The sequence below is a fragment of the Stenotrophomonas tumulicola genome (assembly GCF_014117215.1).
Taxonomy (GTDB): domain Bacteria; phylum Pseudomonadota; class Gammaproteobacteria; order Xanthomonadales; family Xanthomonadaceae; genus Stenotrophomonas; species Stenotrophomonas tumulicola.
In genome coordinates this window covers 291597-305725 of the sequence record NZ_JACGXS010000005.1, presented here as the reverse complement: position 1 = coordinate 305725, position 14129 = coordinate 291597, and the positions used below count along the sequence as shown (strand labels likewise).

15 protein-coding genes are annotated in these 14129 nt (G+C 65.6%); 5 read left to right on the top strand and 10 right to left on the bottom strand.

Translation table 11 applies throughout. The features are described 5' to 3' along the window. Nucleotides 1-202: 202 nt before the first annotated feature. Nucleotides 203-682 (bottom strand): glutathione peroxidase, encoded by a 480-nt coding sequence (locus H4O11_RS12375; RefSeq protein WP_182339724.1) that lies wholly within the window; start codon nt 680-682, stop codon nt 203-205. 116 nt (nt 683-798) lie between these two features. Here H4O11_RS12375 and H4O11_RS12370 point away from each other — a divergent pair, with 116 nt between their 5' ends. Beyond that, the gene (locus H4O11_RS12370; protein WP_182339723.1) at nt 799-2973 is read left to right on the top strand and encodes a M3 family metallopeptidase; all 2175 of its coding nucleotides are present in this window, start codon (nt 799-801) and stop codon (nt 2971-2973) included. A gap of 92 nt (nt 2974-3065) precedes the next feature. On the opposite strand, the gene H4O11_RS12365 is transcribed toward H4O11_RS12370, so the two are convergent. The 6 genes from H4O11_RS12365 to H4O11_RS12340 form a co-directional block, all read right to left on the bottom strand. Next, entirely contained in the window at nt 3066-3725 is a 660-nt protein-coding gene (locus H4O11_RS12365) for a hypothetical protein (RefSeq protein ID WP_182339722.1), read from the bottom strand. A 70-nt stretch (nt 3726-3795) separates the two neighbouring features. After that, entirely contained in the window at nt 3796-4914 is a 1119-nt protein-coding gene (cfa, locus tag H4O11_RS12360; RefSeq protein ID WP_182339721.1) for a cyclopropane fatty acyl phospholipid synthase, read from the bottom strand. A 14-nt stretch (nt 4915-4928) separates the two neighbouring features. Continuing rightward, on the bottom strand, nt 4929-5804 hold the full coding sequence (locus H4O11_RS12355; RefSeq protein WP_182339720.1) for a DUF3298 and DUF4163 domain-containing protein: 876 nt from the start codon (nt 5802-5804) through the stop codon (nt 4929-4931). Between the two features lie 62 nt (nt 5805-5866). Continuing rightward, on the bottom strand, nt 5867-6169 hold the full coding sequence (locus H4O11_RS12350) for a GNAT family N-acetyltransferase (RefSeq protein WP_182339719.1): 303 nt from the start codon (nt 6167-6169) through the stop codon (nt 5867-5869). A gap of 161 nt (nt 6170-6330) precedes the next feature. Further along, entirely contained in the window at nt 6331-6954 is a 624-nt protein-coding gene (locus H4O11_RS12345) for a rhomboid family intramembrane serine protease (RefSeq protein WP_182339718.1), read from the bottom strand. 7 nt (nt 6955-6961) lie between these two features. Then, nucleotides 6962-8524, bottom strand: a complete 1563-nt coding sequence (locus tag H4O11_RS12340; RefSeq protein ID WP_182339717.1) for a POT-type proton-dependent oligopeptide transporter — start codon at nt 8522-8524, stop codon at nt 6962-6964. A gap of 165 nt (nt 8525-8689) precedes the next feature. On the opposite strand from H4O11_RS12340, the gene H4O11_RS12335 reads away from it, so the two are divergent. Continuing rightward, on the top strand, nt 8690-9499 hold the full coding sequence (locus H4O11_RS12335; protein WP_182339716.1) for an endonuclease/exonuclease/phosphatase family protein: 810 nt from the start codon (nt 8690-8692) through the stop codon (nt 9497-9499). 53 nt (nt 9500-9552) lie between these two features. Here H4O11_RS12335 and H4O11_RS12330 read toward each other — a convergent pair whose 3' ends face one another. Next, nucleotides 9553-10164: a superoxide dismutase gene (locus tag H4O11_RS12330; protein ID WP_182339715.1), complete on the bottom strand. Its 612-nt coding sequence runs from the start codon at nt 10162-10164 to the stop codon at nt 9553-9555. Nucleotides 10165-10365: 201 nt separating this feature from the next. Between H4O11_RS12330 and H4O11_RS12325 the strand changes: the two genes are divergently transcribed. Together H4O11_RS12325 and H4O11_RS12320 are read left to right on the top strand one after the other, a co-directional pair. Beyond that, nucleotides 10366-10830: a guanyl-specific ribonuclease gene (locus H4O11_RS12325; RefSeq protein ID WP_182339714.1), complete on the top strand. Its 465-nt coding sequence runs from the start codon at nt 10366-10368 to the stop codon at nt 10828-10830. Further along, nucleotides 10827-11255 (top strand): barstar family protein, encoded by a 429-nt coding sequence (locus tag H4O11_RS12320; RefSeq protein ID WP_182339713.1) that lies wholly within the window; start codon nt 10827-10829, stop codon nt 11253-11255. The genes H4O11_RS12325 and H4O11_RS12320 overlap by 4 nt, the downstream gene beginning before the upstream one ends. A gap of 66 nt (nt 11256-11321) precedes the next feature. Here H4O11_RS12320 and H4O11_RS12315 read toward each other — a convergent pair whose 3' ends face one another. Then, nucleotides 11322-13079, bottom strand: a complete 1758-nt coding sequence (locus H4O11_RS12315) for a hypothetical protein (RefSeq protein ID WP_182339712.1) — start codon at nt 13077-13079, stop codon at nt 11322-11324. A gap of 10 nt (nt 13080-13089) precedes the next feature. After that, nucleotides 13090-13689: an NfuA family Fe-S biogenesis protein gene (locus H4O11_RS12310; RefSeq protein ID WP_182339711.1), complete on the bottom strand. Its 600-nt coding sequence runs from the start codon at nt 13687-13689 to the stop codon at nt 13090-13092. A gap of 94 nt (nt 13690-13783) precedes the next feature. Here H4O11_RS12310 and H4O11_RS12305 point away from each other — a divergent pair, with 94 nt between their 5' ends. Beyond that, nucleotides 13784-14125, top strand: coding sequence for a 4a-hydroxytetrahydrobiopterin dehydratase (locus tag H4O11_RS12305; RefSeq protein WP_182339710.1), 342 nt, complete (start codon nt 13784-13786; stop codon nt 14123-14125). Nucleotides 14126-14129 lie beyond the last annotated feature (4 nt).

Below are 14129 nucleotides of genomic sequence, written 5' to 3'. Positions count from 1 at the left end.
CTTCCGATCTGCCCGGCGGATACCAGACGCCGGGCATGGCCCGGCGCTACGGTTACAGCAGCGCTTCAATCTCCCGGCGCAGCCGCTCCGGCGTGGTGGTCGGCGCGTCATACGTATTCGAACACGCCTTCGGCGAAAAACAAGGGTAGCGCCGGGCCATGCCCGGCGGATACCAGACGCCGGGCATGGCCCGGCGCTACGGTTACAGCAGCGCTTCAATCTCCCGGCGCAGCTGCCCCGGCGTGGTGGTCGGCGCGTAACGTGCCACTGCCTGGCCGTCGCGGCCTACCAGGAACTTGGTGAAGTTCCACTTGATCCGCGAGGTCCCCAGCACGCCCCGCTTCTGCGTGGCCAGCCAGCGCCAGAGCGGATCGGCGCGCGGCCCGTTGACCTCGATTTTTTCCGACAGCGGGAAGCTGACCGGGTAATCCAACGAGCAGAACGCCCGGATCCGCGCGGCATCGCCGGGCTCCTGTGCGCCGAACTGGTTGCATGGGAAGCCGATCACCACCAGGCCACGTTCGCGGTACTGCTGCCACAGCTGCTCCAGCCCCGCGTACTGCGGGGTAAAGCCACAGCGGCTTGCCACGTTGACCAGCAGCAGCGCCTGGCCCCGATACCGGGCCAACGGACAAGGCTCGCCCTCCAGCAGGCGCAAGTCGAAATCAAAGGCGGTGGCCACGAGCGTTCCATGCAAAGGGAGAGGCCTGCAGCCTGCGCGCCCATGCCTTTCGACACAAGCCCGGCCACTGAACAGCGGGTTACCCTCGGGGACTTGATATTCGTGGAGAACCTGCCTTGACCACCCGCCTTGCCCTTGCCGTGGCCATGACCCTCGGCCTTGCCCTGCCCGCCTATTCGGCCGGCGCCGCCACCCCGGCTGCCAGCACCACCGCGCAGCAGGCCAACCCGTTCTTCGCCGACAGCCCGCTGCCGCTGCACTATCCGCAGTTCGACAAGATCACCGACAGCGACTTCGCCCCGGCGTTCGACGCCGGCATGGCGCAGCAGTTGAAGGAAGTGGAGGCGATCGCCAACAACAAGGCCAAACCGACCTTCGACAACACGCTCATCGCCCTGGAAAAGAGCGGTGAAACGCTGGACCGTGCCACCACCGTGTTCTTCTCCCTGGTTGGCGCCGATACCAACGACGCACGCAAGAAGCTGCAGGCCGACTATTCGGCGCGCTTCGCCGCGCACGGCGACGCCATCGCGCTGAACGGCAAGTTGTTCGCGCGTATCCAGGCACTGTATGACAACCGCGATTCGCTGGGCCTGGATGCCGAAGGCCTGCGCCTGGTCGAGAAGTACTACGAAAACTACGTCCGCGCCGGTGCCAAGTTGTCCGAGGCCGACAAGGCCAAGCTGAAGGAAATGAACGCCGAGCTGGCCAACCTGGGCACCAAGTTCAGCCAGAACGTGCTGGCTGAAGTGAATGCCTCGGCGATCACCGTGGACGACGCCAAGGAACTCGACGGCCTGTCGCAGGAACAGGTGTCCGCCGCCGCCGAAGCCGCCAAGGCCCGTGGCCTGGACGGCAAGTACGTGATCACCCTGCTCAACACCACCGGCCAGCCGCCGCTGACCAACCTGGCCAACCGTGCCCTGCGCCAGAAGATCTTCGAGGCCTCCACCACCCGTGGCAGCCGCGGCGGCGAGTACGACAACACGGCGCTGGTATCGCGCATCATGCAGCTGCGCGCCGACAAGGCCAGGCTGATGGGCTTCGAGAACTTCGCCGCCTACAACCTGACCAACCAGACCGCCAAGACCCCCGAGGCCGTCAATGCCATGTTGGGCCAGCTGGCGCCGGCGGCGGTGGCCAACGCCAAGCGCGAGGCCGCCGACCTGCAGGCGATGATCGACCAGGAGCAGAAGGCCGCCGGCAAGCCGACCTTCAAGCTGGAAGCCTGGGACTGGGCGTTCTACAGCGAGAAGGTGCGCCAGGCCAAGTACAACTTCGACGAATCCCAGCTCAAGCCCTACTTCGAAATGAAGAACGTGCTGGAGAACGGCGTGTTCCATGCCGCGGAGCTCGAGTTCGGCCTGACCTTCAAGCAGCGCACCGACCTGCCCGTCTACCACGACGACGTCACCGTCTACGACGTGTTCGATGCCGATGGCAGCCAGCTGGCGATCTTCATCTTCGACCCCTACGCCCGTGCCTCCAAGCGTGGCGGCGCATGGATGAACTCGTATGTCTCGCAGTCGGCACTGACCGGCTTCAAGCCGGTGGTGGCCAACCACCTCAACATCCCCAAGCCGCCGGCCGGCAAGCCGACCCTGCTGACCTGGGATGAAGTGACCACCACCTTCCACGAGTTCGGCCACGCGCTGCATGGCATGTTCTCGAACGTGAAGTACCCCTACTTCTCCGGCACTTCGGTGCCGCGCGACTTCGTCGAGTTCCCCTCGCAGGTCAACGAGATGTGGGCCGACGATCCGGTCATCCTGAAGAACTACGCCAAGCACTACCAGAATGGTTCGGCGATGCCGCAGGCGCTGCTGGACAAGGTGGTCGCTGCCGCCAAGTTCAACCAGGGCTTTGCCACCACCGAGTACCTGGGCGCGGCGATGCTGGACCAGCGCTGGCACCAGATCGGTCCGGACCAGGTGCCGGCTGCGGCTGATGTGATGAAGTTCGAGGCCGACGCACTGGCCAAGGACGGGATCTTCTACGCGCCGGTGCCGCCGCGTTACAAGACCCCATATTTCAGCCACATCATGGGCGGTTATTCTGCAGGCTACTACGCTTACATCTGGTCGGAAGTGCTGGACGCCAACACCCAGAAGTGGTTCCGTGAGAATGGTGGCCTGAGCCGCAAGAACGGTGACCATTTCCGCGCCACCCTGCTGTCCCGTGGCGGCAGCATCGATGCCATGCAGTTGTTCCGCGATTTCGCAGGCCACGAGCCGCAGATCGAACCGCTGCTGGAGAAGCGTGGCCTAAGCAGCGCCGGCGGCACGGAGTAAGCTGCGGATCACATGCTGGAAAACGAAGCCGCCCGGGAAACCGGGCGGCTTTTGCATGCATGGAGCAGAACATTGGCCGAATGCAGTCTCCATCAGTCCACGAAACCGTACAGATAGACCCGCGCTGGCAAGTTACCAGCTTCCACCATGAAGTGTATTTCTTCTCCGCCTCGCTGATATTCACACGGTGGGGGACTGTCTTCGGCAAGATTCATACTGCAATCGAACTCATCGGCGGTAGGTGCAGCACCTCGACGCAGATAGAGCGTTGCCTTTTCCCCGGTTACGGTATGCCCTGTCAGCCTGACCTTTCCGCTGGCACCGGGCATGTCCGTAAGCACACCAATAATCCTGTCTCCATAGCCCAACATCCGCGTCGCCTCGAAGTAGCCAACATTCTTGGGAATCCGGTCGAGGGCATACCGGTAACAGGCCAGCGGCCCCTGCTCCCTGCAGGCAACTTCTCCCCCCCATGGATCCGGTGGACAGTGCTGGGCATGTGCGCTGCTGCCCATGATTGCGGCTACGCATGCACCTGCAAGGTGATGGATGATTCGGCTGGGCATCATCATGATTCCGTATTCGTGGGGGATTCCACGCAATACATTGAACCCGCCGCGGGTCTGCGTAGATATCGGGCTTTCCGTGAGAGCGGTCTCGGGGTTCACCGCCGAGGCATCGCCCAGGCCTGCAGGCTGTGATCGTTTCCACGGAAACTCCCCGCCATCCAAGGACGATACGGAGGTATTCAACGATTCCAGCAGCTACGATCCGCCGGACCTGGCTGCCGGCTGCTGTCCCAGGACAGGCAGTCCAGCTTGCTCAGCGCGGCGCGACGTATCCGCCCGGCACGCCGTCCGGCGACAGCACCAGCTGCCACAGCTGCGCATGCCGGCAGCGGAAGGTGGCCATCGAACCGGCCAGGTAGAAGCGCCACATGCGCTGGAAGCGCGTGTCGTAGCGCGACGCATCCAGCGAAGGCCACGCCGCCTCCACGTTGGCCCGCCATGCCTGCAGGGTCAGGTCGTAATCGTTGCCGAAGTTGTGCCAGTCCTCCAGCACGAACCGGCCTTCGAATGCCCGGGTGACCTGCGTCGCCGACGGCAGCATGGAGTTGGGAAAGATATAGCGCGCGATCCACGGATCGGTGCGATGCCGGCTTACGTTGCTGCCGATGCAGTGCAACAGCAGCAATCCCTCCGGCGACAGGCAACGCCGTGCCACGTCGAAGAAACTGCGGTAGTTCTTGTCGCCGACATGCTCGAACATGCCGATCGAAAATATCGCATCGAAGCGCTCGTCCACTTCGCGGTAGTCCTGCAGGCGGATCTCGATCGGCAGTCCGGCGCACAGTTCGCGCGCATAGGCGGCCTGTTCGACCGAAATGGTCACGCCGACGCCACTGACCCCATAGCGTTCGGCGGCGAACTTCAGCGCTTCGCCCCATCCACAGCCGATGTCCAGCACGCGCTGGCCGGCGCGCAGGCCGAGCTTGCGGCATACCAGGTCCAGTTTCGCTTCCTGGGCTGCATCCAGGTCGCTGGCCTGGCGCCAGTAGCCACAGCTATAGACCAGGCGTTGCCCCAGCATGGCCTGGTAAAGATCGTTGCCCAGGTCATAGTGGCGCCGGCCAACGTCGAAGCTGCGCTCACCCACCTGCAGGTTCAACAGCCGCGCGCGCACCCCGTCGGCCAGCTCCCTCCAACCGTGCACGCGCTCGTCCAGGTGGGCCTGCATCAGGTGCAGCAGGAACACGTCCAACTGGTTGGCATCCCACCAGCCGTCCATGTAGCTTTCGCCCAGGCCCAGCGAACCACCGGCCATCACCCGCGCGTAGAAACGCCCGTCGTGCACCTGGATGTCCTGTGGGCGGTGGCCGCCGACGGCGATCCCGGCTTCCTGCAACAAGCCGGTTACCCGTGCCTGCAGCGATGCCTGCATGCTTGCCTCCTTCGTCAGTCGTGGATGAACAACTCCGTATACTCCGGCGCCAGATGCGGTGCCAGCACGGCCGCCGGCACGTCGGCGGTCTGGGTGCCGTCCGAATAGGGCCCCACCTGGTAGGGCGGGAACACGAAGCGCAACGCGGTGACCTTGCCCGCCGCATCGGTCAACGGTTCGAACTGGCGGAAATTATCGACCTTGCCGCCGGTGCCTTCGGCAATCATCCGCGACGCGCTGCGCAGCGATTCCTGCAGCACCGCCGGCTCCATGTCTTCGCTGCTGAGGCGGGTGGCCGCGCGCTCACGCAACTGGTCGGCGACGTACTCGCTGATCGCCTTCCAGCCTTGCGGATCGGGTACCAGGTGGTCGGCGGTGAGCATCTGCTGCTGCGGCGGCAGCCAGACGAAACGCGCGACCAGCGGCTCTCCGTGGGCGCCCCCGGTGTAACGGCTGCCTTCGGCACGCACGACCACCAGTTCAGCCGTCTCCAGCTGTTTTTCGAATGCCAGCGACAGCTCGTAGGGCATGCTCGGCTTGTCGTTGCCGAGCCCGTCCAGTGCCTGCTGCAGGTCGTGCCGCGAGGCATCCGCATACTGCTGCAGCGCCTTGGCCAGGCCGGGATAGCGGTCCAGGCCGGGGGCGTAACTGATGCCGACCACGGCCTGCGGGCCGGTTTCGATGACGTCGCCCAGCACGACGGGCGCATCGGCTGCGGCATCCTCGCCCTGCGCGGGGGGTTGCGCGCTGTCCGCCGCCGGCGCTGCCACCGGTGCCTGCACCTCGCCGGCCGGGTCGCCCTGGCGTCCACAGCCGGCGAGCAGCCCCGTGCCCAGCGCCAGTCCCAGCACCGTTGCGGCCAGCGCGGGCTGGCGGACCAGCGGTTTCATCGTTTTCCCGTGTACGTCAAACACCATGTTCCTGGTTCCTCGCTCAAACGGACCTGGCCGATTCATCCGGCCAGCAGATCATGAAACTCTTCGTGGCGATCGAAGAACGCCTCGGCATAGGCGCAAGCCGGCACCACCTTGTACTTGCTTTCACGCGCCCAGCGCAGCGCCACGCGGGTCAGTTCAGCGGCGATCCCACGTCCGCCGATGGCCTCGGGCACTTCGGTGTGGGTAATGACCATGCGTCGGCGCTTGAGCTGGTACTCCAGCACCGCCACATGGCCGCGCACCCGCGCCGTGAAGCGACGGCCGGCCAGATCATGGTCGACCTCATAGGCCAATCCGGGGGGCGTGACCGAAGCCATGGACCATTCTCCTTGGGCGGCAGTGCCGATGGTGCGCAGCCCGCCGCCATGATCATGTGAAACCTGAATCCGGCACGCCTGCGCCACGCCGGGTCACCCAGGCCGGGCCTTTTCGCCCCCTCGACGGCGGATCGCCACGGATATGTGGCGGCCGCCGGCCATCATCCGCCCAAGCTGAAACGCGGGTTGGAGAGTTCGCGCAGGAAATGGTCCAGGATGCTCGGCTGCATCGCCAGCATGAACAGCACGCCAAACGCTGCACCGGCCAGGTGCGCGCTGTGGTTGATGCGGTCGCCGCCACGCTTGTCCATCCAGATGCTGTAGCCGACGTAGAACACCGCGTAGATGATCGCGGGGGCCGGGATGAAGAACACGAAGATCACGCTCCACGGGCTGAGCAGGATGAAGGCGAACAGCACTGCCGACACCGCTCCCGAGGCCCCCAGGCTGAGGTAGTTCGGGTTCTTCTGGTTCTTGATGTAGCTGGGCAGGATCGACACCAGCAACGCGCCCAGGTAGAACGCCGGATAGGTCAGGTAGCTGCCCGACAGCCGCACCATCATCGATTCGATGTAACCGCCGAAAAAGAACAGCGTGATCATGTTGAAGATCAGGTGCGGCCAGTCGGCGTGGATGAAACCGTAGGTCACCAGCCGGTCGTACTGGCGGTGGCGTGCCACGGCCGGGGGCCACAGGATCAGCCGGTCGGCCAGCTTGCGGTTGGTGAACGCCATCCAGGACAAGATGGCGGTCACGGCGATCAGGATCAGGTTGATGGGGGTCATGTCAGGCTCACGCGACGCGGTAGTTGTCGACCATGCGGTAACGACGCGCGTACCAGCCAAAGGCCAGTGCGGCGACGAACGCGAAGCCGGCGAAGAAGAACATCAGGAACGCCGCTTCGCTCAGGCCGGTACTGGCGATCCTGTGGGTCACCGCATCGTTGCGCACCGCCGCGTTGGACAGCAGCACCCACAGGTTGCCGATGGTGGTGGTCAGGTTCCAGAAACTCATCACCACGCCCTTCATCGCCTGCGGCGCCTGGCTGTAGGCGAATTCCAGGCCGGTGGCCGAGACCAGCACCTCACCGAAGGTCAGCAGCGCATACGGCAGCATCTGCCAGAAGATCGACATCGCGTTGCCACCGTCCATCACCACCTGGATGCCACCGACCACGATCCAGGCCAGGCCACTGAAGGCGATGCCGGCGGTCATGCGACGCAGCGCAGTGGGTTCGAACCCGAAGCGGCGCAGCGCCGGGTACAGCACCAGGTTGTTGAACGGAATCAGGATCATCACCAGCAGCGGATTCAGTGCCTGCATCTGCGAAGCGGTGAACCAGCTCGGCATGTCCATCTGCTGGCCCTGCAGCACCCAGGTGGAGGCCTTCTGGTCGAACAGCGAGAAGAACGGCGTGGTCAGGGCGAAGATCACCAGCACGCGCAATACCGCGCGAACGCCCTCGACGGCTTCGGCCGGGTGCACGGCGCGCGCACGATCCAGTTGCATCCACGTGCCACCACCGATACCGGCCAGGATGGCCACCAGTGCAAGGCACAGGCAGATCACGATGCCCAGCGAGCCGACCAGCCCGAACGACGCCACCGCCAGCACCACGCCGGCGACGGCCAGGGCCAGCCCGGGGCGACCGCGGCCATCCACCCGTGAGGTCAGCGCGGTGCGCACGACGTTGGCGAACGAATGCGGGTCTTTCGGCGGCAATGGGGTCAGCACATAGCGTTTGCGGCCCAGCCAGAACACGAAGGTGGCGATGAACATGAGGATGCCGGGAATGCCGAACGCCCACTGCGGCCCCCAGTTCTTCAGCACCAGCGGAATCAGCAGCGAGGCGAACAGCGAACCGAAGTTGATGATCCAGTAGAACGCGTCGAACACCAGCCTGGCCAGGTGCTTGTTGCCCTGGTCGAACTGGTCACCCATGAACGAGGCCACCAGCGGCTTGATGCCACCGGCACCCAGCGCAATCAGGCCCAGGCCCAGGAAAAAGCCCCCACGGCTGCCTTCGAACAACGCCAGGCACAGGTGGCCAACGCAGTAGACCAGGCTGAACCACAGGATGGTGTGGTACTTGCCGAAGAATTTATCGGCCAGCCAGCCACCGAGCAGCGGGAAGAAATACACGCCGATCATGAAGCTGTGCATGATGTCCTTGGCTTCACCGGCACGGCCTTCCGCAGTGATTTCCTGCAGCAGCAGCGAGGTGATCAGGAATTGCACCAGGATGTTGCGCATTCCGTAGAAACTGAAGCGCTCGCAGGCCTCGTTGCCGATGATGTACGGTATCTGGCGCGGCATGGATCCCTTGCCTGCCGGGGCGACTGCGTTATGGCTCATCCTGTAAGGCTTTCCTGCGGGCATCAAAACGCCAAGGGTACCGGAATGATGGGGGCTCGCGCACGCTGCAGGGCTGCATGACAGCAGCGGAAAAGCATGGCAGTGGCGCCGCTCCCCCATGCCGGGGTCACGGGATCTGCACGGCTGAAGCGTAAACTTATCGTTATGCGCGCACCGTCTCCTTCCCTGCTGTTGTCCCTGGGCCTGTTGCTGACGCCATTGGCTGCACGTTCCGAACCGTCCACCGCCTCGCCGTTGGTCGAACTGAGCGTAGCCACGCTGCAACTCCCTGCACAGGACGATCCGGCGTGGGTTGCCCGGCGCGAGATGATCGTCCAGGCCCTTGCCACGCTACGACCTGACGTGATTTCGGTGCAGCAGGTGATGCAGGAAGGCCAGCGCAATCCGGCGTGCTGGCTCGCTGGCCGCCTGCGTTACCACTGCGACTTCATCACCGCCGACCCGCCCAGCCAACCACAGCGCCATGGCAGTGCCCTGCTCAGCCGGCTGCCCGTGGAGCAGGATGGCGTCACCCTGCTGCACCCGCCCGGGAAGTACAGCGCCGCAGGGATGATGCGGCTGCCGCTGGGCACCGGTGAGGTCAATGTCTACGTAGCGCGACTGCGACCGGAGCCGGATTCGCCGGAAAACCGCCAGCACCAGGCCAATGACCTGATGGCCTGGATCGCGGCCACTGCCGACGGCCATCCCAGCCTGATCACCGGCGATTTCGTCGCAGGCAGCAGTGAAGTGGTGCGCGGCATGCCAGGTTTCCAACCCTCGCGCCGCAACCCATCCACGCGGGTGGACAAGAGCGGCAGCAGCGACAGCAGCCACGGCCTGGACCTGCTGTTCCAGGTGAAATCCTTCAGCGGCGTGCGGCAGCAGCGCATCGAACTTCCCGCGGAAGGCGAACTGCCCGCGCTGCGCCTGGGCGTGCTGGCGGTGATCCGGCTGCAGGAGCCCGCCGGATGAAAAAACGGCCGCGCATTGCTGCGCGGCCGTTCTCCATCACCTGGATGCTGCGATTACTTGACCGCTTCCTGGTAACGACGCTCGACTTCATTCCAGTCGATCACGTTGAAGAACGCGCCGATGTATTCCGGACGACGGTTCTGGTACTTCAGGTAGTACGCGTGTTCCCACACGTCCAGGCCGAGGATGGGCGTATTGCCTTCCATCAGCGGGCTGTCCTGGTTGCCGGTGCTTTCCACCACCACCTTGTTGTCCGGGGTGACGCTCAACCATGCCCAGCCACTGCCAAAGCGGGTCAACGCCGCCTTGGTGAACGCATCCTTGAACTTGTCGAAGCCGCCGAGGTCGGCGTCGATCGCCTTGGCGACGTCGCCCACCGGGTTGCCACCGGCATTGGGCGCCATCACGGTCCAGAACAACGAATGGTTGGCATGGCCACCGCCGTTGTTGCGCACCGGACCCTGCAGGTTTTCCGGCAGCGACTTGAGCTTCTTGACCAGCTCTTCGACGGGCAGGTCCGCGTACTCGGTACCTTCCAGCGCAGCGTTGACGTTGTTGATGTAGGTCTGGTGGTGCTTGGTGTGGTGGATTTCCATGGTCGCCGCATCGATGTGCGGTTCCAGGGCGTCGTAGGCGTAGGTCAGCTTGGGCAGGGTATAGGCCATGGTGCATCTCCTCGTGACGTGGCCACCCGGCGAACGCCGGGTGTTGCGCAGTGAATGATGGGGACAGGCGTGAAGATTACCAAGAGGGATGTAAAGGAAACTTCGTCCTGCAGGTGACCGTCATGCGACAGCCACGCCCTCATGCCGCGTGCAGCAGCCAGGCGCTACAGTGCACGCTGGCTCCCAACCGCCCTTGCGACCATGCGCAATCCCCGGCTGTTCTTCACCGCCATCGCCCTGCTCGCGCTCGGCCTGGTCGGCAACCATTACCTGCAGCGCCCGGCCAAGCCGCAGTTCGCACCCAGCCTGGCCGAGGCACCGGCTGCGGCACCCGCCGTCGGCACTGGCACCGGATCGACCCGCGCCGCCGAAGGCCTGCCTGGCTTCCTTCCCGCCGAAGCACGCCAGACCATTGCACTGATCCAGCGCGGCGGCCCGTATCCACACCGCCAGGACGGCAGCATCTTCGGCAATCGCGAGCAACGCCTGCCGCAACGCAAACACGGCTATTACCGCGAATACACCGTGGATACCCCCGGCGCCGGCAACCGCGGCGCCCGGCGGATCATCACCGGTGGCGATCCGCCGCAGGCCTGGTATTACACCAGCGACCATTACCAGAGCTTCCGCAGCTTCCGCATCCCGGCGCAAGGAGAATCCCCATGACCCATGATGCATTCGGCCTTGGCCTGCATGACCTCAACAATGCAGGCGTGTATGCGATCGGCGATGGCGACGAAAGTGCGCTGGCCGCCGCCATGCGCGATGCCGGGCTGCGCGTGAGCCGCGTCGACCTGGACGGTGTCCGCGACAAGCGCACGCTGCTGGCACGGCTGGCGGCGCAGCTGGATTTCCCGCCCGGCTTCGGCGGCAACTGGGATGCATTGTCCGACAACCTGCGCGACCTGCAATGGCTGCCCGCAGCCGCCGGGCATGCCTTGTTCTTCGACCATGTCGACGCGCTGCGCTCGCAGCCTGGCAAGGACTTCGACACCCTGCTGCAGATCCTCGACGAAGCCAGCCAGTACTGGGCTGGCCAGGACGTGCCGATGTGGGCGTTCCTGTCGACGCACGAATCCCCCCTTGCGTGATCGGCGGCCAACGCCGGGCATGGCCCGGCGCTACAGGACAACGTCAGCCCATCCCTGCATCACGCCTCAGCGGCTGCCGTTGTCTTCCTGCAGTTCCTTCTTGAACGGAACATCGGGCGGCGGCCGGGCTATCGCCGGCTGGTCCTGCATGTTCGGATCATTCAGGCCGCAACCGCCACCGAACTGCAGCACGGAAATCACGCAGGAAATCCTGGTACTGGTTCCCGGCAGCGGAATTTCGACCGACTGGATGCCTTTGCGCACCCATTCGGCCAGCAGCGATTCGTTGGGTACCCAATATTTATCGAACGACGTCGGCGTGTAGTCGTAGGGCGGGCGCTTCAGCCAGGTGCCCGATTGCGCGATGCGGTCGCGGCTCCAGCCATCATTGTCGCCACCGGGTGCACCACGCTCGCTGTTGCCGGTGCCCTCCTGGCCAGGCACGCGCACGCTGCCATCGCCCTTGAACAGTCCACTGCCCTGCCCTGCGTCACGGCTGGCCTGCGCCCCCGGGTCGGTACCCGCGTTGTCGCGACGTGCGGCACCCCAGTCGTCACCACGTGCAGGCGTGGCCCAGTTACCCGCCGCAGGGCTGGGCCGTGCGCCGGCCTGCGCTGGCGTCGGCGCCGCGCTGCTGCCGGTACGCGCCGCGTTGCTGGGCGATGCGGCAGCCGGCGCAGAGGGCGAAGCCGCAGCCGCAGTCGACGTGGCCGGTGCCGGAGCATTGGGAACGCTGCGCTCCCGCACGCTGGCTTCTGCGCTGCGCGGCGCACGCAGCGCCGGATCCGGGCTGCGCAGCGCAGGCACCGTCACCGCTGGCGCAACGACGGTGGACACCTCGCGCTCGCGCACGCTGGGTTCGCGGGGCGTGGTACGTATCGCCACCTCGGCCTGGGGCACGCGCAAGGGCGCAGGTGTTTCAACCGCGGTGGCAATCTCGCGCTCGCGCACCTGCAATGGCGGGGCCTGCGGCGTGCGGATCCGCACCTCCGTGGCCGGCCGTGGCGCGGAGGGCGTCGGCGCCACTACGGCCTGCACCTCGCGCTCGAGCACGTCCGGCGCGGGCTGACGCGGCACGACGATGACCTGGGTACGCGGCACGCTGATCGGCGGGACGATGAAATCGCTGCTGGGTTCGGCCACCTCGGTAGCCTGCAATGGCGGCGAGGGCGCCGGTGCGGACGCCACGGCGGGCGTGGGCGGCGCCGGGGGCGCTGGCGGGGTTTCCACCGGGACAGAAGGCTGCGCGGCGGCGGCCTGCGCCGCTGGAGGGGAACGGGCCGGTTCGGCTTCGACACCTGGGGCACCTGCCGCTGCCGTCGCCTGGGCATCGGCGTTGTCCTGCGCCGCAGTCGCCGGGTCACCACCGGGCTGGTCCCCGCCACCTTGCTGCGTGCCTTGGCCGATGAACTCGACCTGGACCCGCTCGCCGTCACCTCCCTGCGTCGGCGGGGACTGGGTACGTATCAGCGCCACCCACAACAGCAGGAAAGCGAACAGCAGGTGCAGCAGCAGGCTGGTCGCTGCCGAGGTCCAGCGCATCCAGCGCTGGTCGCGCGGCGCCGGCTCCCACTGCTGCCACGCCAGCCGGCGCATTGCCTGCCACATGCCAAGCTGCGGCAGGCGCCCCGGCGATGCCGGCAAGGGGCGCGGCAGCAGCACCTGCACCAGTTCGCGCGCATGCAACGGACGTGGCAATGGCGACAGCGCGCGCAGCCAGACCGCCCACCCGTAGGGCAGGCCGGTATTCTTCTCCAGGACCGGGCGATCCTGCTGGCGTGCCAGCAGGTGGTCGATCAACTGTGCAGCCCGGACCGACGGCACGCAGCGAGCGTCAGGCGACGTTGTCGCGCGGAATGTACGGTGCCTGGCCACTGTCGTGGTCGGTCGCGTCGCGCACCGCGACGATGCCCGGCACCCGGCCCATCAGCGTCTTCTCGATTCCCTGCTTCAAGGTCACATCGGCCATGCCGCAGCCCTGGCAGCCACCGCCGAAGCGCAGCAGTACCACGCCATCGGCCGACACCTCCTGCACCGCCACCTTGCCTCCGTGCGAGGCCAACTGCGGATTGATTTCGTTCTCCACCACCCAATGCACGCGTTCGACCAGCGATGCGGCATCGCCGGGTGCCTCGCCCTTGATACGGGGCGCCTTGATGGTGAGCTGCTGGCCACCTGCAGCACCGGTGACGATGTCGATCTCCGCACCGTCCAGCCAGGCGACGCTGTCGGCGGCCACGTACAAGGTGAACCCCTCGCAGTCCACGGCCCACTCGTCGCCGAGCAGGTCGGCCGGGTCGGCGAATTCCAGGCGTGCATCGGCACGCGGCGTACCGGGGTCGACTGCGGCTACGCGCACGCCCATGCCGGGCACGCCTTCGCGTTCGATCAGTTTGCGGAAATGGGTCTGGGCGCTGTCAGTGATCTGGATCATCAGGCTATTCTAACGAAGTCCCTGTTACGCGATCATTCGGTTTATACACCCGACCGCGCAATGTTCAGTCAACGATTTCGGAGTGGAGAGTTCCATGAACGACCTGGTTCCCTTGGCGCAGGCCCATTGCATCCCCCGCCGGGGCAAGGAGCACGCATTGGGCCAGGCCCGGCTGGCTGAACTGTTACCGCAGGTGCCGGGCTGGGAACTGGTGGAAAACGGCCAGGCCCTGCAGCGCACCTTCCGCTTCAAGGACTACCACCACACCCTGGCCTTCGTGAACGCGCTGGCCTTCATCGCGCACCGGGAAGACCACCACCCGGACCTTGGCGTGCATTACGATCGCGCCGTGGTGCGCTTTTCCACCCACGATGTGGGCGGCCTGAGCGAAAATGATTTCATCTGTGCCGCCAAAGCGTCGGCCCTGACGGAGTGATCGA

Coding starts and splice junctions, on each gene's coding strand:
- H4O11_RS12350 (WP_182339719.1), bottom strand. CDS start 6,169: ATGGCTTCGGTCACGCCCCCCGGATTGGCCTATGAGGTCGACCATGAT.
- H4O11_RS12335 (WP_182339716.1), top strand. CDS start 8,690: ATGCGCGCACCGTCTCCTTCCCTGCTGTTGTCCCTGGGCCTGTTGCTG.
- H4O11_RS12340 (WP_182339717.1), bottom strand. CDS start 8,524: ATGAGCCATAACGCAGTCGCCCCGGCAGGCAAGGGATCCATGCCGCGC.
- H4O11_RS12325 (WP_182339714.1), top strand. CDS start 10,366: ATGCGCAATCCCCGGCTGTTCTTCACCGCCATCGCCCTGCTCGCGCTC.
- cfa (WP_182339721.1), bottom strand. CDS start 4,914: ATGCAGGCATCGCTGCAGGCACGGGTAACCGGCTTGTTGCAGGAAGCC.
- H4O11_RS12355 (WP_182339720.1), bottom strand. CDS start 5,804: ATGAAACCGCTGGTCCGCCAGCCCGCGCTGGCCGCAACGGTGCTGGGA.
- H4O11_RS12330 (WP_182339715.1), bottom strand. CDS start 10,164: ATGGCCTATACCCTGCCCAAGCTGACCTACGCCTACGACGCCCTGGAA.
- H4O11_RS12310 (WP_182339711.1), bottom strand. CDS start 13,689: ATGATCCAGATCACTGACAGCGCCCAGACCCATTTCCGCAAACTGATC.
- H4O11_RS12305 (WP_182339710.1), top strand. CDS start 13,784: ATGAACGACCTGGTTCCCTTGGCGCAGGCCCATTGCATCCCCCGCCGG.
- H4O11_RS12345 (WP_182339718.1), bottom strand. CDS start 6,954: ATGACCCCCATCAACCTGATCCTGATCGCCGTGACCGCCATCTTGTCC.
- H4O11_RS12320 (WP_182339713.1), top strand. CDS start 10,827: ATGACCCATGATGCATTCGGCCTTGGCCTGCATGACCTCAACAATGCA.